Origin of the sequence: Limnohabitans sp. (assembly GCF_040401135.1) — a bacterium.
Lineage (GTDB): Bacteria > Pseudomonadota > Gammaproteobacteria > Burkholderiales > Burkholderiaceae_C > Limnohabitans.
Genome location: NZ_JBBAOV010000045.1, coordinates 1 through 17,902 on the forward strand (window position 1 = coordinate 1; position 17,902 = coordinate 17,902).

Sequence of the window (17,902 nt, forward strand, 5' to 3'; positions counted from 1 at the left end):
GCGCCATTACTTTCAAAGCGTAGTTGACGGATGGTAAATTTCCCGATCGGTGTATTTTTAATGAATTGCATTGATTGAAGACGTTTATTTCCCGAACGGGAAATAATCTTGTGTAACTTTCAAAATTCCCTCATAATTTACCGAACGGGAAATAATGAAGGCTATGACTACGATCAAATCTCCGCAAAGTCTGGGTGACGCTCTTCGATCTGCACGCAAGCATCTTGGGCTAACGCAGCCCCAATTGGCATTGGCTGCCGGGGTGGGGGTGCGTTTCATCGTGGACCTGGAGGGGGGAAAGCCAACGGTTCGACTGGACTCTGTCATGCGTGTGATTAACGCACTTGGTGGGGTAATTCATCTGGTTGGTTTGCCGTCCTCTGCAAATGAGGTCTCAACAAATGGCCAATAAATTAGATGTCTGGTTATTTGCCGAGCATGTTGGCACATTGGGGTTGGTCAATGGGCGGCTGGGCTTTGAGTACGCGCCTGAATGGCTGCAAAGACCAGACGCAATGCCTTTGTCTTGTTCGTTGCCTATGCAAGCGGAGCCTTTTGATGATCACTTAACCCGACCATTCTTTGCAGGATTGCTGCCTGAGGGAAGAATGCGCCAACTGATCGCTCAGCACTTGCAGGTGTCGGGTCAAAATGAATTTGCTTTGCTGGATCATCTGGGTGGTGAGTGTGCGGGAGCTGTGACGTTTTTGGAGCAGGGAAAAGCGTGGCCTCAACTTCCGCAAGCTGATGATGTTCAGTGGTTAACTGACGAGGAGCTTGTGGAAATCTTGGATGAGTTACCACATCGCCCCATGCTCGCAGGCAAAGACGGCCTGCGACTGTCACTTGCTGGAGCGCAAGACAAATTACCTGTTATTTTTGATGGCATTCGCATTGGTTTGCCGCGTAACGGCACTCCCAGTTCTCACATACTAAAGCCAGCAATTCAAGCGGTTGATGCAAGTGTTACCAATGAAGGTTTTTGCATGGCACTAGCTGATGCCATGCAGCTTAAGTCCGCAAGCGCATTGATCCAAAAAATAGGGGATCGAGAGTTTTTGTTGGTTGAGAGATACGACCGAATTGCTGATTTGCAAGGCAACAGACAGCGGGTGCATCAAGAGGATTTTTGCCAAGCGTTAGGCGTTGTTTCTGAAAATAAATATCAAAACGAAGGCGGCCCAAACTTGGCCCAGTGTTTTGATCTTGTTCGACGGGTTACGAGGCCCAGTGCGCCCCATGTGTTGCGATTACTTGACTACGTTATTTTCAATGCTTTGATCGGTAACCATGACGCACACGGGAAGAATTTCTCTTTGTTGTACACAGCGAAAGGGCCTGTTTTATCCCCGTTTTACGACACACTTTCGACGGCTGTTTATCCAAAACTCGCGATAAATATGGCGATGAAGATGGGTAGCAAGTACAAATTCACAGAGGTTTACGAGCGGCATTGGGAGCAATTTGCATTAGAAGCAGGGCTTGCCAAACCCCAGGCTAAAAAGCGTATTTTGGAGCTTGCAAAGTCGTTACCTCTGATAGCGCGTCAGCTTCAAGCAGACCCCAAAAGAGGATTTGCGCAACATAAGCTGGTTGAACAAATCATTGTGCTGATTGAGCAACGATGCACTCTGACGATTCAGCGCCTAACTGCTCCTGAAGCACAAGAAGCGGAACCTGCCGATTAATTAACCCGCTTTCAGATGGGTTTTTTCTTGGCGCGTCAAAATTGCACCCTGAGTAGTTATTGAGTAGATAGCGTGTCGAAAAATAAAATCCACTGCAGATTATTTAACTTTCAAGCAATAAATCTCTCAAAATCTGGATCGATGAGATTTTCTTACATGCTTCATAACAAAGATGGTCGTGGCCGTCGTGTGCCACGCGGGCAGGCCTGGCAGTGGACCCACGACATAGAAAGCCTAGAGCACTTGGGATCAATTCTGGATTGGATTGACCTGCGCGTGTCGGTGGATCACCTGAGTCTGTTGAACGTGTACCTCGATCACACCGAAATTACAGCGACCAAAAATGAGGCTATTTCATTTGGCAGTAAATCGCAAATTTATTACAGCAAAGTGACCCTGCCTAACCGTGTGATCAATATGAGTTTGATTGCTTGATATGAGTCCCGTTGATTTATCAAACCGTATTTCAGGTCAGCTTGATGGCACTGGTTGGGTGTGGCACTTGAAGAGAAATATTTCAATTGCACCCTCGCATTTGGCCTATATTTTTATGGGCCTAGGAACTGTTTCTTTGCTGATCGGCTTTGGTTTCTATTCGGTGGGCGCATCGCTGGTGCTGCCCTTTTGTCTGGTGGAAATTGCAGCACTGCTGACTGCTTATTTTTATAACGCAATCCATGCAAATGATTATGAAAAACTAACCTTGGATGGCAACCTCATCACCATAGAAAGCAAAGTTGGTTTTAAAGCACATCAGGTTCAACTGGTGAGATCGCTGACTCGAGTGGATACGTTAAGCCATTTGAATGAAATGGTTCATCTGCGGCAGGGCGTCAAAAATACATATTTTGGAAAGTTTGTGCACGCCAATTTGCGGCCTTTATTAGCGCAAAAAATTTCAGAGCGACTGCGTCTAATCTAAGTTCGCACTTGACAGCAGCGCATCCACCTGTTGCAGTCTTTTTAAGGGGTCAAGTTCGCTCAACAGACCCAGCTTCTTATCAACATCGATGTTCATGGCCTCTGCGTAACGGTTGGCCACCCACCCACATTGGTCTAAAAGATAGGGTTGGAAGATAGGTAGCCCTTGGCTTTGTCCCTGCTGCTGGGCGCGGGCTATCACTTGACCCAGTCGATCTGCATGCTTTTGAAGTGACGCTGGTAATTCAACTTCTGGGTCGTTAGCAAGGTAAGTGATGTCGCCTTGCCAAACGCCGAAGGGACCGGCTTGAGTGTCGTGCAACTCAAAGCGAGCGCCCCCTTGGCAAGTGACTACAAATAAATTGGGTTGTATCTGTTGAAAGTTTCGGATGTGTGCCACGCAACCGAAGTTGTGCAACAAAGGCATCTCGCCGGGTACCTGCACCTCACTGCCTTTTTTCAACCAAACCACACCAAACGGCAAGCCCTGTTGGTGGCAACGTTTGATCAAGTCAAGGTAGCGAACTTCGAAAATTTGTAGCGATAGCATGCCATCTGGAAACAAGCCATGTGACAGGGGGAAAAGTGGAATTTTGTCTCTCATCGTATTGTTCTGTTTTTAAGTTTGGCTCTAGCCTATCAAAGCACTGTCACCCACGAGCTCAAGGTAGGCGTCTTCTAAGGTGACGGGTTGAACACTCACTGCGCTGACCTGCGTGCCGTCTAACGCGTCAACGATCTCTCGCAAGCTCAAGTCGTGAGGAAGCAAAAGACGCATCTGCCCCGCATGTTGGCGAACGATCCATCCCAGATCCAAGGCCCGTTGCGTGATGGCTTCGTTGTTTTTAGATTGCACTTTGGCCACCGCTTGCCCTGGTATGCGTGCCAACAGTTCAGGCACGCTGCCCTGGGCCACAACTTTGCCGCTGCGCATGAGCGCAACTCGGCTGCACAGCCGCTGAGCCTCGGCCAAATGGTGGCTGGTTAACAAGATGGTTGTGCCGCTGTCACGCAAGCTTTCGATGAGACGCCAAAGGTCCATTCGCGCCTCTAAATCCACAGCAGCGGTGGGCTCGTCAAGCACCAGCAACTTGGGTTGGTGTATCAAGGACACGGCCAGATGAAGCCGCTGTTGCCAACCCCCCGAAAGTTGACCCACTCGGGTGGCTGCAAAGTTTTCTAACTCAAACCTGTGCATCAGTTCTGCCACGCGTTGCTTGCGTTCTTTTTCTGAAAGGCCGTAGAGGCGGGCAAAAAAGTGCAGGTTTTCAGCAGGCAGCAAATCGGGGTACAAGGCGCAGTTTTGCGTGCACAGGCCCACCCGTCCGCGTGCGCGATAACTAAGTTCGTTCAATGGCTCACCCATCAGTCGCACCTGCCCAACATCGTAGGACAGTAGTTTGCAAACGATGTTCAGAACCGTGGACTTGCCACACCCGTTGGGGCCTAGCAGACCCACAACCTCGCCCGGCTCAACCCGCAGACTAAAACCATCCAGCACATGGTGGCTACCAAACCACTTGTGAACATCGTCCATTTGTAGCGCTGCTGTCATTTGGATTTTTCCGTACCCAGCAGATGCTGATAGGACTGGATGCCTAAAGCCAGAGAGAGGGCACAAAACACAAATAGAAAAGTTAATTCAAAGCGCAGTTCATTGAATCCCATGCCATACGCGGCTACACCTTTGAAGGCCTGGTTCATATGCAGCATGGGGTTGATTTGCGCCACGGCTTGCATACCTTGCGGCATGATTTCAAGTGGGAAAAACGTGCCACCCAACACCAACAGCGGTACACCAATTGCCGATAAAGCCACCACCACTTCTTCGCTGCGTCGCGCAAATCGTGAGCCTAGAAAAAATCCCATACCCACATATGAAAACACAGACAGCAGCAAAATCAAACCGCCTAAAAACAGGCTGCCATGGTATTGAACACCAATGAACAGGGCAATGCTGTAGAGCATGACCACTTGCATCAAAGCCAGCAACAACTGTGCAATGACAACGCCCAAAAAGTACGCGGCGGGGTGCAGGGGTGTGGTGAGCAAGCGGGGCAGAGTGCCGCGTTCGCGTTCGGCAGCGATCACCGCGACGGTGCCGCCCAGGCAGCTAAAGAACAGCGCTGCACCAACCAAAATGCCAGCCGCCGCGGCATCAAGGCCGGCGCGCATGCTGTCGTTGTGCGCGTAGACCAAACCAAACAGCAGCATCATCGTTGATGGAAACACGGCCCAAAAAATCAGGCCGCGTTTTTGCCGCCATTGCTCTAGCAACAGACGTTGTGCAACGGCAAGTGTTTGACCCCACAACAGATGGCTGGTGTGCATCACAACGATCGCTTAAAGGTAGCCGCATCTGGCAGCACTGTGTCTAGTGCTTTTGCGGACATCAACACACCTGGTATGCCTGCGCCTGGGTGAGTGCTGGCGCCCACCATGAACAGGTTTTGAATATCTTCGCTGCGGTTGTGCGGTCGAAACCAAGCGCTTTGCATCATCAACGGTTCTAGCGCAAAGGCGGCGCCTTGATATGACAGCAGGTTGTCTTGAAAGTCTTGCGGGGTGGTCATGAAAGAGACCGTCAGATGTGCGCTTAAATTGGGGAGAACGGTTTCTTCCAGCGCTTGAGCAACGGCGGCGCGATAAGGCTCTGCATGGATGGCCCAGTCGGTGCCACTTTGCAAGTTGGGGACGGGTGCCAAAACATAAAAGGTGTCGCACCCCTGCGGCGCCATAGCGGGATCGGTGGCTGTTGGGCGATGCAAGTAAAGGCTGAAATCATTAGACAAATGGTGGTGTTTGAAGATGTCTTGCAACATCGCTTCATAGCGCGGGCCAAGCAGCATCATGTGATGTGGCACATCGTCAAACCGTTTGTTGGTGCCAAAGTACCAGACAAAAAGGCTCATGGAATATTTGCCTTTCTCGACCTTGGCGTTGGTCCACACCTTGCGGTGTTTCTCGTCAATCAGGTTCTTGTAGGTCCAAGCCGCGTCGGCATTGCAAACCACCAGATCAGCCGCAATGGTTTCTCCGCTGGCAAGCGTCACCCCACAAGCGCGCCCATCGGCAACTTCGATGCGGCGCACTTCAGCGCCCGTGCGCAGACTGCCGCCCATGCCTTCGATCACACTCACCAAGCCGTTCACCAAAACTCCTGTGCCGCCCATCGTCCAGTGCACGCCAAAGCGTCTTTCCAGCGCATTGATGAGTGAGTACACGCAGGTCACAGAGAAAGGATTACCCCCAATCAAAAGCGATTGCAGGCTCAAGACTTGGCGCAATTTGGGATGTTGGATGTGCGTGGCGACCATCGCGTGCAGACTTCGCCATCCCTTCATTCGGACAATCGCTGGCACAGCCTTGAACAGATCACCCATGTTGTCAAACGATTGGCAGCTTAAGGTGTCAAAGCACAGATCTAAACAAAGGTCTGCTTCAGCCAAGAAGGCAGCGTATCCCGGCCCAGCCGTGGGATCGATACGAAGGACTTCAGCGCGCATTCGCTCGGGGTCTCCGCTGTAATCGAAGTGGTCCCCGTCGTCAAAACGGATTCGGTAAAAAGGGTCGAGCAAACGCAGCGCGACGTCATCGGCGAGTTGGCGTCCAGCCAGACCCCACAGTTCTTCAAGCAAGAGGGGTGCAGTGACGATGGTTGGGCCAGTATCAAAGGTGTGGCCGTCGACATGGATCACGCGGGCACGACCGCCTGGTTCATTTAATTTCTCGAGCACTTGGACACGCCAACCCTTGGCGCACATGCGGACAGCGGCCGCCAGCCCACCAAAACCGCTACCAATCACCAGAGCGAAAGGGGCTTTCGCATCGGCAGGTTGTATTTGTTGGACAGAGAGGCTGGCGTTCGTCGGCATCAACTTATTATTTCATCAGCCCTCAATGGGCCTATTTTGACTTTTCAACATGCGTCAGCCGGTGCAGCACTTGTTGACCTGACTGCGCGATGTTCTGCATGTTGGCCTCTAGCAAGGCCATTTCTCTTAGGGTTTGAGCCAGTGCTCGGTAATCTGCAGATGCGCCCTGCATTTGTCCTTCTGTCGACCGTGACGACGTCTCGCGCAAGCCGTCAATCGTCTGTTCAAGATCTCGGTTCAAACTGCTCAGTCGGCCGCTTGCATCCACCACTTTATTCAAAATCTGATCCAAATCGGTGACAACCACGTTGATGCGGTCTAGAAAATGATTGAGGTCTTGCGCCAGTTCTCCAAACTCGTCTGCACCATTGACCTTAGCCCTGGGTGATAAGTCCACCAGACCACGTGCCAGCCTAGAAACCGTGCTGCGCAAGGACAAAAGCGGCTCCATCCGAGCCTTGAGCAAAAAGAAAAGAAGGATGGTGTGGACCAAAATTTTCAGGCTCAAGGAGCCGGCCGTGAGTTTGACCTCGGTCCACCAAGCGGTCTCTTTTCGGTCAAGGTAGCTGCCGACTTTCACGGTACCCAAAACATCACCCACCTTTGCTTTGACGTGGCAATTTAGACAAAACTGTTCGGCGGTGAGTGTGACAGCCGACTCTAGATGCGGCCCGTCTTTCCATATGGGTTGCAAACCTTGGACGTCTATTTTGAACGACTGCTTCATGGACTCCACCGTCACATCTGATGGAATAACAGCAATGGAGAGCCCTAGATCATCGTAGTTGCGTTTAAGAATGGGGTACACAGTTTGAGCCGCCAAAGGCCCTCCCGAATTGAGCATGATGGATTTCACATCGTTAGACAACTGTTGTGCAGCTTGGTCTACTCGGGCCTGCTCAGTGCTGGCAAATTGATACCGCACCAGCGCGTAGCGAATACCCATTTCAACCGTGGCCACCAGCAAAAGCAAAAGAAAAAAGTCCCGAATCATGTGGAACATGAAGGACTGCTCAAAAGGACTACTTAACTTTACTGCTTTTGCCATATTACCCCTTCAAAGAAAGCGATTCAGTGGGAAATGAGATGATCTCATTTTTAGCTTTGTTCAACGTAACAGGGGTTATTTTGAAAAAGATATTGATCGCATCTTTACTCGTTTGTTCATTTCATGCGTGGTCTGCAGATACTTCGCCTGCGCAGCCTATTCCTAAATCAGTTGCAGAAACTCTTGCGCCAGCTAGAAATGCAATCAAGGCTGGAAATTATGAAAAAGCCATCGATTTGCTAATGCAAGCCGATCAAAAACAATCTGCTGATTGGCACAATTTAATGGGTTACAGCCATAGAAAAAAGACAAGTCCTAATCTTATAGAAGCAGAAAAATACTATATCTCTGCTTTGAATCTGGATGCGAGCCACAGAGGCGCACTGGAATATTACGGTGAATTGTTGTTAATGAAAAAGGACCTTGCTGGCGCCGAGAAAATGCTTGCCCGGCTAGACAAAGCATGCATGTTTGGATGTGAAGAGTTTCAAGATTTAAAAAGAAGCATTCAGCAGTACAAAACACAAAAACCCTGAAGCAATTCAATAATCAAAACAGCTATGGCAGTTAAATTTTCACAACGGCTTGCACATCTTTCTGCTGGTGATGTATCGGCAGTGATTCAAATGGCTTGGGAGGACAGGACGTCCTTTGAAACCATCCAGGAGCGTGTTGGCCTGTCCGAGTCCGATGTCATTCAACTCATGCGGCTAGAGCTCAACCAAAGCTCATACCGCTTATGGCGTATGCGAATGAAGGGGCGAATCACTAAGCACCGTGCTTTAAGAAACCCTGAGATGAAGTTTGAAGATCGTTCGGTGGCAAATCACCGTCGCGCTAATTGTTGATTGAACGAACTGCGGAGAATCCTATGACAGAAGACCCAAGATGCTGCGGAACAGGTACCTGCATCATCAACGACGACGGAGAGTGCTGGTGCGGTCAAAAATGGGATGGGGAGAAGATGTGTTTCCCCAAGTTCGAGAACACTGCCCGTGTTGACGTTCTGACTGCAGATCAAAATAAACCTGTTGAAGGTTGAGTGATTGATCAGCAAGATGCTTGTGCTTTGGCGACTTGCGGGGTTCAGGGTTTTACTGAAAAGACTTGGATTGCGGTGTAAAGCATTTCACCAAATCAATAGGCATGTCAGGCGCCTGTCGTGACAGATAGTCTCGAATAAACGGCGCCGCAACCCATGGTTGGGTGTAGCCACTCCATATGGCATTGGGCACGATGGTGAATTCTCCATCCGTTGCTTTGAGTGTCACCACCGCAGGCAAAAGCGCATCAAACTCTACTTCTATCAAAAGCCATGGGCCACTCGCCCAAGCGCTGGCAATTCTTGCGGATTGGGAGCTAGGTGGGCTATAGGCTTGGATGAGGCTTTGCGCTTGGCGGTAAACAACCATGTCAGGGCTCAAAACGGTGACGTCTTTACAGTTTCTGGTGAGTGTGACCCAGCGGTTGTTGACTTCACCCAAAACATCTACCTTGCGCCCGTCGATGGATAGCAAGGGGCCATTTTCAGTTGGCACAACATGGAGATGGGCGAGTAATACGCCGCAAATGACCAAGGCTAATAGCGGTACCGAAACTCTTGGATGCATCAAAAACTAAAAATTAGTGAAAGGATTGCAAGTACTGATCGATCGAAAAAACGCCGTAAGACACCAAACACAGCAAGCTTAAAAATATAGCCAACACATACCAGGTGAGATTAATTTCTGTGCGTTCGTAGCGGTGCAGTTTTTGTAACAAAGGCGCAGCACTTGGAAACTGTTGCCCATTGAAAGTGAACTGAAGTTCACTCATCGAGAAAGAGACTTTGTATTTTTCGTACAAGTACTTTTTATACTCGGGGTTGCTGAGTTTTCTTTCTTGGCGCAACCATACCCTGGACTTGCGCTTTTTGGATAGAGGCCTGTGAGTCTGGGTCATTTGACACTAAATTCTAGGTCGCAGTTTGCGCAGGTTAAATGACATTGTTGCCACTTACCATGCGCATTATTCTTTGGGCGGGCCAAGCATAAGCTTGTAGGCTTTGATCTTTAGGCTGACAAGTGCCAGCACGATCACGGTGCCCACCCAATCACCAACGCCCATAACCAAGGCGCTTTGCAGCCAGTTGTTTGTGAGGCCATTTAGACCAAACCAAACTTGATGCAGCGTGGCGTTGGTGATGGCAAACAGAATTGAAATTTTGAAGAACTCTGCGGAGTTCAAACCATTAAGAAAAGGGTTGAGCTGAAGAAAACGAATCGCCAAGTAGCGCGCCAAAAAGGGAGCCCCTCCAGCAATCAGAGAGGTAACGATGCCGTACACATGCGCGTTGGGCATGAATGTGTAGTTGATCACTAGCGACGCTGCCGCAATACCCAAAGCCCCCTCAAGTGGCAACACCAGCACCAGCAGCAGGCGCAAACCGCTGGGAAGGTAAACCCAGTTGGTGCCGTGCGAAAACTCGGACCAATCAAACAAATACATATTGAGGTGGTAGGCGTAAAAGTACGCCATCGCACACACAAGTGTCAAAGCTGCTCGAATGTGAAGACCGTGTTTTTCTTGCTCTTGCATCGGAACTATCTTATTTAAATTCCGTGAACGAGGTGTATACCTGCTTACTTCAAGGTTGCTGCTGGTGCAGTTGAACCACGGTTTTAGCCCGCTTGCGAAAGCGGATGTTGAGCATTTCAACACCCAGTGAAAACGCCATGGCAAAGTAGATGTATCCCTTGGGGATGTGGTGGCCCATGCCTTCGGCCATCAGCACCACGCCCACCAGCACCAAGAAGGTGAGGGCCAGCATTTTGATTGACGGGTGGTTGGACACGAAGCGGCCAATGCTGGCTGCAAAAGCCATCATCAAACCCACAGAGGCGACGACGGCTGCGATCATGATGGCGACTTCGTCCACCATGCCCACCGCGGTAATGATGGAGTCGAGTGAGAACACCAAATCAATGACCAAGATTTGCAAAATGATAGACATCATGGTGCTGCCAGCGGCTGAGCCACCGTGGGCTTCTTCGCCTTCGAGCGACTGGTGAATTTCAGCTGTGCTTTTCCAAACCAGAAACAGACCACCCAAAATCAAAATCAAGTCACGGCCCGAAATGGCTTGCTCAAACACCGTGAACAAAGGCTGCACCAAACCCATGATGACCGACAACAGCATCAACAAACCAATGCGCATGAACATGGCCATGAACAAACCAAGTCGGCGTGCAAATTCACGCTTTTCAGGCGGTAGCTTGTCAACCAGGATGGAGATAAAGATGATGTTGTCAATGCCCAGCACCAGCTCGAGTGCGGTGAGGGTGGCAAAGGCAATCCACGCTTGTGGGTCGGTCAAGAGTTCCATGGGCACTTTCTAACAATAGTCCAGAAGCTGTATGCGTTTAGCGCGTGTTTAATGCCAAGCTTATTGGTGCTTAAAAGCGGCAGGACGTTTGTTGACAAACGCGTCCATGCCTTCCTTCTGATCGGTCGTGGCAAACAAGGCGTGGAACATGCGACGCTCAAACATCACGCCGTCGGCTAAACCGCTTTCAAACGCGCGATTGACCGATTCTTTGGCTGCCATGGCGGCGATTTGCGAGTAGCCGCAAATCATCAGGGCAGCACCCAAGGTTTCTTCCATCAGCTTGTCCAGCGGAACGATGCGGCTGACCAACCCTGAGCGCTCTGCTTCCACCGCGTCCATCATGCGTCCGGTCAAGGCCAAGTCCATGGCTTTAGATTTGCCCACGGCGCGTGGCAAACGTTGTGTGCCACCCGCGCCGGGAATGACGCCCAGCTTGATTTCGGGTTGACCAAACTTGGCGTTGTCGGCGGCGATGATGAAGTCGCACATCATCGCCAGCTCGCAGCCGCCGCCCAAGGCAAAGCCGCTGACTGCTGCAATGACGGGCTTGCGGATGCTGCGGATGGTTTCCCAGTCGCGGGTGATGTAGTCGTTTTTGTAAACGTCGGCAAAGCTGTAGCTGGCCATGGCACCAATGTCTGCACCTGCGGCAAAGGCTTTTTCGCTGCCCGTGATGACCATGCAGCCAATGGCTTCGTTGGCGTCAAAGTCTTTCAGGGCTTGGCCCAACTCAACCATCAACTGTGCATTCAGCGCATTCAGCTGCTTGGGACGGTTGAGGGTGATGACGCCCACTTGGTCGGCTTCGGTGTGGACGGTAATAAATTCGTAGCTCATGGGGTGGCTTTCCAATGGTGTGTAGAAGCGGGTTGAAGGTGTGATGTGTTTGGCTTAACTATAGGCCTAGCCACTGCTGGACAAGCTTTGAGTTGCCTAGCGCGAGTCGCCAGGTGCTGTTGGCTTTTGCGTCGGGTAATGCAAGTGTGAGGTGGTGCAACTGATGGTCGCGGCTGATGAGGGCCCTTACTTTTTTGGCAGTGCCTGCGAACAGCAGCAAGTCGTCTAGCTTTTTGATGCGCCAAGCGGTGGCGGTTTGCGCGCTTGCATGGCCAGCCACTTCGACCCCCAACCACTCATCGCCCGGCGCAAAGCCAGCCTTGTGCGCTGCGCTGCCACTGAGTACGGTTTTGATCTGCACGGCGTGGTCTTGCGCCACACGCAAGCCCAAACGCTGGGCCAATTGTGCTGGGTCGTGGTGCACATGGACACCGTGCGAGGAGAGCAGCTTTTCTAGTGGCAGCTCGCGCGTGCCATGCACCCAAGCTTTGAACTCGGGTGCCCATGAACGACCGGTCAGCTCTTTTAAAACGGCCAGCACATCGGCTTCGGTCATCGGGCCGAGGCCTTTTTCACGGCCTTTGCCCGTGCAGCAGCGCATCCACAAGGCTCGCATTACATTGTCTAGCGATACGCTGTGGTTTTTTACGCCATGCAGGCGCAGCGAGAGGTCTAGGCACAAAGCCACCAATGCGCCCTTGGTGTAATAGCTCACGGTGAGGTTGGGGCTGTTGGCGTCTTGGCGGTAGTACTTGGTCCATGCTTCAAAGCTTGACTGCGCCACGCTGTGCACCTCTCGCCCTGGCGTTTGCAGCACTTGGTTGGTGGTTTTGTTTAGCAGTTTGAGGTATTGCGCATCGTCAATCAGCCCTGCACGGCGCAGCAGTAAATCGTCGTAGTAGCTGGTGAAACCTTCAAAGAACCACAGCAGCTGGGTGTAGTTTTCTTGGGTGTAGTCGTAGCGCGCAAACTCGGCGGGGCGCAAGCCCTTGATGCTCCACGTGTGGAAATACTCGTGGCTGATGAGGCCCAGCAGCGTCGTGTAGCCATCGCTTTGTTTGGCTTCCTTGGCTGTGTCATCGCTCAAGCGTGGCAGGTCTGCACGGTTGCAAATGAGTGCCGTGGAGTTGCGGTGCTCTAAGCCGCCATAGCCATCGGCCACGGCGTTGAGCATGAACACATAGCTTTTGTGTGGGGTGGCCGAGCGCTTGCTGCCGCGTCCAGAATTGCCATGCCAAAAACGAATGGCGGTTTCGCAAATCTTTTGGCTGTCACGCAACAAGCGTTCGCCGTTAAACGCGGGCGTAGCGCCTGCCACCACAAAGCGGTGTTGGATGCCGCAGGCTTTGAAGCTGCCGCTCCAAAATGCGCCCATCTCCACGGGGCAGTCCACCAGTTCGTCGTAGTCGGCGGCCTCATACGTGCCAAAGCCTTGGCGGTCGACTTTGATAGGCGTTAGGCCGGTGGCTACTTGCCAAGGTGTGCGCGTTTTGTCGCGGGCTTTGAACGACTCTGCCACCAGCTCTAACTGGTGAGGCACATCGGCCAAGCCTTCCGCTTGCAAACACAAGCTCGTGCCGTTGAAAAAGCCACGTTGTGTCGTCAGCCACGCGGTACGCACCGAGTCGTCATGCGCGTGTACTTGGTAGTTCAGGGTGAGCGGTGTGTCGGCTTTGCAGTCAACAGCCCAAGTGGACTTGTCAAGCTGGTGCACGGCCACGGCACGTTGGCCTTGGCGTGCGCTGATGCCCGTGATTTGCTTGGCAAACTCGCGCACCATGTAGCTGCCGGCAATCCATACTGGCAGTGACACGCGCTGGTTTGCTGCGGGTTGCGCGATGGTGAGTGTGACGCCGTAAAGGTGGGCGTGTAGATCGGCGGCTTCTATGCGGTAATGCATGACGTTTTAAGTAGCGGCAGCGCCAAGTAAGCAGGCCAAGGTGGACACCACAGTTAAGCGAAACCGCATGGTCATCCAATCGCGCAGGCCCGCTTCGGGCCATGTTTTACGGTCGACCAAATAGCAGGCCAGCAACAGCAGCGCCAACAAAGGCAAGCCAGCAAAGGCGGGCATGATGACCGCGATCCACGCCACCAACGATGGAATCACGCCCCACACCATGTGCAGCTTGCGCTGCGGTGCGTTGTGGCGCAGGCCAATGCCCCAATGGATGCCGCCCAAAAACGCGGCGATGGTGGCGCCATACGCGCTCAAAGCAATGGCCACAAACGGATGCGCCTCTGGCGTGACGATCCACATGAACAGTGCAAGCACCACGAACGGGATAAGCCCTGCATAGCCCAAGCGCTCAATCAGCTTGCCTGCATCGCTGTCGGGAGTGATGGGGGAGTGCACCATGTCGAACTCGTTTCTTATTTGTTATTTGCTAGCGTCGGCCAAGAGTCGTTCAATTTTGGCGCTGTCAATGGCGCCTGGCACGCGCGTGCCGTCCTGCGCCACCAGCGTGGGCGTGCCGGTGATTTTGTATTTGCGAGCGAACTCTAGGTTGCGGTCAATCGCAGCAGTGTTGCACTGTGCAGCGGGTGCTGGCATGTCCTTTTGCATCAGATTGACCCAGGTGGCCGCTGGGTCTTTGGCGCACCACACATTGCGTGATTTTTCGACCGAGCTAGGTCCAAGTACGGGCAACAAAAACACATACACCGTCACGTTCTCGACCTTGGCTAAGTCGCGCTCGAAGCGTTTGCAGAAGCCACAGTTGGGGTCTTCAAACACGGCGAGCTTGCGCTTGCCGTTGCCGTGCACGAGGGTGATGGCGTCTTTCAGGGGCAGGCTTTGGAAATCAATCGCGCTCAGTTTGGCTTCGCGTTCTTCGGTCAGGTTGCGCTTGCTCTTGGTGTCGATCAAACTGCCTTGAATCAGGAAATTACCAGCAGCGTCGCTGTAGTAAATCTCGTTGGTGCTTAGGCGCAGTTCGTAAATACCTGCCAAGGGCGTGGCCGTGATTTCTTCAATCTTAGGGATTTGCGGAATGCGTTCGCTTAGGTTTTTGCGAATGGTGGCTTCGTGGCCTTGGGCCATGGCGCTGGAAAAACTGAGTGCCACGAGGGCAGCGGCGGCGAATGTGCGAAAGGTGCGTTGCATGTGGAGCTTCGTTTTTTAAATGTTTAACCCATGGCTTGCTGCATAGCCCAAGCCTTGACAGAGGTGAGGTTGTTGAACCCATTCATGCCCCAGTTGCGCACAGCTTGCACGCCAGAGTTGGGGTGGGCGAACAAGCGTTGCAAGCCATCGCAGGCCAGCCACGTGGGCACCATGTCGGCCTTGCGCGCGCGCTCGTAGCGGCGCATGAAGAAGCGGTCACCCACGCTGCGCCAGTAGTCTTTGGCCTCGCGGGCTTTCAGCACATGGGCCAGTCCGGCCACATCGGCCAAACCGAGGTTGAGGCCTAAGCCAGCGAGGGGGTGAATGTTGTGCGCCGCATCGCCCGCCAGTACCCAGGCGCTGCCGTCCGCAAAGTTGCCAGTCCAGCGGTCGGCACAGGCCAACTGCAGCGGCCACATGGCGCGTTCGCTGGTCAGCTCGATGTGGCCAAGCACGCCGTGGCTGGCGTGTTCAAGTGCAATGCCAAATGCGTCAGCGCTCAAGGCCAGCATGTCTTTGGCACGCTCGGGAGGCAGTGACCACACCAAGCTGGCCGTGTTGCCCAACGCGCCGCCCAACGGCAACAACGCCAAAATTTCTAGGCCTTGTGCGCCGTGGTGAAACCACTGCAGCGCTTGCTGGCGGTGCGGCGTGCTGCAACGCAGGCGGGCGGCCACGGCATGTTGCTGGTAGGGCAGCACGTCAAAGTTAACGCCCAGCTCAGCGCGGGTGGCGCTGGCGCGGCCTTCGCACACCACCGTCAAGGCGGCGGGTGCGGGGTTTGGTAGCAAGGTGATTTCAGCTTGGTATCGCACAGCTTCGGCCAGTTGTGCTTCGAGCGCTGGCACGTCCACAATCCAAGTTAAGCCGTCGGGCGTTGGGCTTTCAAAGTGCGCAAAACCGCCATCGTCGCCCCAAACGCGCATGTGTTGCACGGGCGTAGCGTGCAAGGCGTCGGGCCAGCAGCGAAGTTCTGAAAGTAAGCCGCGTGATGCGCTGTTGAGTGAGTAAGCCCTAACGTCCTGCGTGTTTTTAGATGCCGAGGTGACCAAGCCCACGCGCAACTTTTGGCGTGCGAGCAACAGGGCCAAGGTGCGTCCCACCATGCCATCACCGCGAATACAAATGTCTAGTTTTTGAGCCATGAAGTCGATTGTAGGAGGGAGGCACATCAGCGCGTGACATCTGGTTTTCATCCCTCCACTTCGCAAGCTTTGCATTCATCTGCAGAGTTTGAAGCCCTCATGGCTGCCTCATTACAATCTGCGTCAGTTCTAAGGATATTTTTATGAGTTTGAAATGCGGCATCGTGGGTTTGCCCAACGTTGGCAAATCCACCCTGTTCAACGCCCTCACCAAAGCGGGCATCGCGGCTGAGAATTACCCCTTTTGCACGATTGAGCCCAATACGGGTGTGGTCGAGGTGCCTGATCTGCGTCTGCAGCAATTGGCCGAGATCATCACACCCGAGCGCATCGTGCCTGCCATTGTGGAATTTGTAGACATCGCCGGTCTCGTGGCGGGGGCCAGTACAGGCGAAGGTTTGGGCAATAAGTTTTTGGCCCACATCCGCGAAACCGACGCCATCGTCAACGTGGTGCGTTGCTTTGAAGACGACAACGTGATTCACGTCGCCAACAAGGTGGACCCGATTGCCGACATCGAAGTCATCCAGACCGAGCTTTGCTTGGCCGATTTGGCTGCGGTGGAAAAAGCCATTCACCGCGTGAGCAAAATTGCCCGCTCTGGCGACAAAGAAGCCGTCAAGCAAATGGCGATTCTTGAGAAGTGCCAAATCGCACTGAACGACACCAAGCCCGTGCGCACCATCGACTTCAGTAAAGAAGAGATGGTCGAGCTCAAGCAGTTCTTTTTCATCACCGCCAAGCCCGCCATGTTCGTGGCCAACGTAGCCGAAGACGGCTTTGAGAACAACCCTTTCTTAGACCGCCTTAAAGAGTTTGCCAAAGCCCAAAACGCGCCTGTGGTGGCCATCTGCGCCAAGATCGAAGCCGAGTTGTCTGAGATGGAAGACGCTGATCGCTTGGAGTTCCTCAAAGAACTCGGCCAAGACGAGCCAGGCCTGAACCGCTTGATTCGTGCGGCCTACACGCTCTTGGGCTTGCAAACCTACTTCACCGCGGGCGTGAAAGAAGTGCGAGCTTGGACCATCCACGTGGGCGACACCGGCCCACAAGCTGCGGGCGTGATTCACACCGACTTTGAGAAGGGCTACATCCGCGCCCAGACCATCGCGTTTGAAGACTTCATCGCCTTCAAAGGCGAACAAGGTGCCAAAGACGCAGGCAAGATGCGCGCTGAAGGCAAGGAATACGTGGTGAAAGACGGCGACGTGATGAACTTCTTGTTCTCGTCTTAAGTGACTGCTTTGCAGCATAGAGAAAGCCGCTCAGTGAGCGGCTTTCTTGTTGGGCGTCGAATTCTTCAATTCGCTAAGTATTTGTCAAGTGCAGCCACCACTACACGGTTGATGGTTGCATCGTCTTTCATGGCGCGCAGATATGCTTTTCGGTGCAGTTCGCTGCCCGTGCGTACATTGAATAAACCACTGAATGGTTTGTCGGGAGTTTTCTCTGCAAGTTTGCAGGTTTCTAAATAATCATCTACAGCGGCGCTGAACTCTTTTTTCAATTCATTCAGTGTGGTGGCTTCGTAAGTCACCAAATCGTTGATGCACAGAACCTTGCCGTGCAACACGTTGTCTTCCACGGATGTTTCGATTGAACCGTTGTATCCCTTGTGGGTAAGCATTTCCATGTTGACTCCTTAAATCCTGCCGCTCATTTGCAGCTGTTCCACCACTTGTTTGATCACGTAGGTTTTCACCTCGGGTTGTGGATGTGGCTCGTGCAAGCTGATGATCTCTTTGCTCTCTAAGTGAACAAACTTTCGTCTTGAACCCTTGTTGCTCAACATCTCGTATCCGAGGTGTTTCAGAACCGCTTTGAGTTCGTCCCACTTCACATCCGAAGGAGTGGGCCTAGCTTTGAGTTTGAGAATCAGTTTTTCGTGCCGTGACATGCATCTTAGTCCGAAAAG

Annotated in this window: 23 protein-coding genes; 7 read left to right on the forward strand and 16 right to left on the reverse strand. The window is 52.6% G+C overall.

Translation table 11 applies throughout. The features are described from left to right. Positions 1–163 precede the first annotated feature (163 nt). From ABWP81_RS10675 to ABWP81_RS10690, 4 genes are all read left to right on the forward strand, one after another. Entirely contained in the window at positions 164–412 is a 249-nt protein-coding gene (locus ABWP81_RS10675; RefSeq protein WP_353141660.1) for a helix-turn-helix transcriptional regulator, read from the forward strand. Beyond that, entirely contained in the window at positions 402–1,688 is a 1,287-nt protein-coding gene (locus ABWP81_RS10680; protein ID WP_353141662.1) for a type II toxin-antitoxin system HipA family toxin, read from the forward strand. Before ABWP81_RS10675 ends, ABWP81_RS10680 begins: the two co-directional genes overlap by 11 nt. Before the next feature lie 141 nt (positions 1,689–1,829). Then, the gene (locus tag ABWP81_RS10685) at positions 1,830–2,123 is read left to right on the forward strand and encodes a hypothetical protein (protein WP_353141664.1); all 294 of its coding nucleotides are present in this window, start codon (positions 1,830–1,832) and stop codon (positions 2,121–2,123) included. A 1-nt stretch (position 2,124) separates the two neighbouring features. After that, a complete protein-coding gene (locus tag ABWP81_RS10690) occupies positions 2,125–2,610 on the forward strand; it encodes a DUF2244 domain-containing protein (RefSeq protein ID WP_353141666.1) in 486 nt (161 codons plus the stop codon). On the opposite strand, the gene ABWP81_RS10695 is transcribed toward ABWP81_RS10690, so the two are convergent. Genes ABWP81_RS10695 through ABWP81_RS10715 form a run of 5 tightly spaced genes read right to left on the reverse strand, consistent with a single transcriptional unit; the run spans position 2,602 to position 7,487 of the window. Next, positions 2,602–3,213: an LON peptidase substrate-binding domain-containing protein gene (locus ABWP81_RS10695; protein WP_353141668.1), complete on the reverse strand. Its 612-nt coding sequence runs from the start codon at positions 3,211–3,213 to the stop codon at positions 2,602–2,604. The two genes, ABWP81_RS10690 and ABWP81_RS10695, sit on opposite strands and share 9 nt — an antisense overlap. A 27-nt stretch (positions 3,214–3,240) precedes the next feature. Further along, positions 3,241–4,164, reverse strand: a complete 924-nt coding sequence (locus ABWP81_RS10700) for an ABC transporter ATP-binding protein (RefSeq protein WP_353141670.1) — start codon at positions 4,162–4,164, stop codon at positions 3,241–3,243. Further along, positions 4,161–4,940, reverse strand: coding sequence for an ABC transporter permease (locus tag ABWP81_RS10705; protein ID WP_353141672.1), 780 nt, complete (start codon positions 4,938–4,940; stop codon positions 4,161–4,163). The genes ABWP81_RS10700 and ABWP81_RS10705 overlap by 4 nt, the downstream gene beginning before the upstream one ends. Next, positions 4,940–6,484, reverse strand: coding sequence for a phytoene desaturase family protein (gene crtI, locus ABWP81_RS10710; protein ID WP_353141674.1), 1,545 nt, complete (start codon positions 6,482–6,484; stop codon positions 4,940–4,942). The genes ABWP81_RS10705 and crtI overlap by 1 nt, the downstream gene beginning before the upstream one ends. A 31-nt stretch (positions 6,485–6,515) precedes the next feature. Further along, positions 6,516–7,487, reverse strand: a complete 972-nt coding sequence (locus tag ABWP81_RS10715) for a HAMP domain-containing protein (protein WP_353141676.1) — start codon at positions 7,485–7,487, stop codon at positions 6,516–6,518. An 83-nt stretch (positions 7,488–7,570) separates the two neighbouring features. Between ABWP81_RS10715 and ABWP81_RS10720 the strand changes: the two genes are divergently transcribed. Further along, on the forward strand, positions 7,571–8,068 hold the full coding sequence (locus ABWP81_RS10720; protein ID WP_353141678.1) for a tetratricopeptide repeat protein: 498 nt from the start codon (positions 7,571–7,573) through the stop codon (positions 8,066–8,068). Positions 8,069–8,092: 24 nt separating this feature from the next. After that, a complete protein-coding gene (locus ABWP81_RS10725) occupies positions 8,093–8,380 on the forward strand; it encodes a TIGR03643 family protein (protein WP_353141680.1) in 288 nt (95 codons plus the stop codon). A gap of 246 nt (positions 8,381–8,626) precedes the next feature. Here ABWP81_RS10725 and ABWP81_RS10730 read toward each other — a convergent pair whose 3' ends face one another. The 9 genes from ABWP81_RS10730 to ABWP81_RS10770 all read right to left on the reverse strand — a co-directional run bounded on the left by ABWP81_RS10730 (position 8,627) and on the right by ABWP81_RS10770 (position 15,987). Further along, on the reverse strand, positions 8,627–9,049 hold the full coding sequence (locus ABWP81_RS10730) for a hypothetical protein (protein ID WP_353141682.1): 423 nt from the start codon (positions 9,047–9,049) through the stop codon (positions 8,627–8,629). Positions 9,050–9,155: 106 nt separating this feature from the next. Further along, entirely contained in the window at positions 9,156–9,347 is a 192-nt protein-coding gene (locus tag ABWP81_RS10735; RefSeq protein ID WP_353141684.1) for a hypothetical protein, read from the reverse strand. A gap of 192 nt (positions 9,348–9,539) precedes the next feature. Beyond that, complete coding sequence (locus ABWP81_RS10740; protein ID WP_353141686.1) at positions 9,540–10,109, reverse strand: hypothetical protein; 570 nt, start codon at positions 10,107–10,109, stop codon at positions 9,540–9,542. Positions 10,110–10,158: 49 nt separating this feature from the next. Continuing rightward, complete coding sequence (locus ABWP81_RS10745) at positions 10,159–10,896, reverse strand: TerC family protein (RefSeq protein ID WP_353141688.1); 738 nt, start codon at positions 10,894–10,896, stop codon at positions 10,159–10,161. A gap of 60 nt (positions 10,897–10,956) precedes the next feature. Next, positions 10,957–11,736 (reverse strand): enoyl-CoA hydratase, encoded by a 780-nt coding sequence (locus tag ABWP81_RS10750; protein ID WP_353132885.1) that lies wholly within the window; start codon positions 11,734–11,736, stop codon positions 10,957–10,959. A 58-nt stretch (positions 11,737–11,794) separates the two neighbouring features. Beyond that, entirely contained in the window at positions 11,795–13,636 is a 1,842-nt protein-coding gene (locus ABWP81_RS10755; RefSeq protein WP_353141690.1) for a M61 family metallopeptidase, read from the reverse strand. A gap of 6 nt (positions 13,637–13,642) precedes the next feature. After that, entirely contained in the window at positions 13,643–14,095 is a 453-nt protein-coding gene (locus ABWP81_RS10760; protein WP_353141692.1) for a DUF3429 domain-containing protein, read from the reverse strand. Between the two features lie 21 nt (positions 14,096–14,116). Continuing rightward, positions 14,117–14,842, reverse strand: a complete 726-nt coding sequence (locus ABWP81_RS10765) for a DsbC family protein (RefSeq protein WP_502905537.1) — start codon at positions 14,840–14,842, stop codon at positions 14,117–14,119. 23 nt (positions 14,843–14,865) lie between these two features. Then, positions 14,866–15,987, reverse strand: coding sequence for an FAD-dependent monooxygenase (locus ABWP81_RS10770; RefSeq protein ID WP_353141694.1), 1,122 nt, complete (start codon positions 15,985–15,987; stop codon positions 14,866–14,868). A 143-nt stretch (positions 15,988–16,130) separates the two neighbouring features. Here ABWP81_RS10770 and ychF point away from each other — a divergent pair, with 143 nt between their 5' ends. Next, positions 16,131–17,222, forward strand: coding sequence for a redox-regulated ATPase YchF (gene ychF / locus ABWP81_RS10775; protein ID WP_353141696.1), 1,092 nt, complete (start codon positions 16,131–16,133; stop codon positions 17,220–17,222). 65 nt (positions 17,223–17,287) lie between these two features. On the opposite strand, the gene ABWP81_RS10780 is transcribed toward ychF, so the two are convergent. Beyond that, positions 17,288–17,620, reverse strand: coding sequence for a type II toxin-antitoxin system HicB family antitoxin (locus tag ABWP81_RS10780; protein WP_353141698.1), 333 nt, complete (start codon positions 17,618–17,620; stop codon positions 17,288–17,290). Positions 17,621–17,629: 9 nt separating this feature from the next. Beyond that, positions 17,630–17,902 (reverse strand): type II toxin-antitoxin system HicA family toxin (locus ABWP81_RS10785; RefSeq protein ID WP_353141700.1); only part of this gene is annotated, 273 nt, incomplete at its 5' end.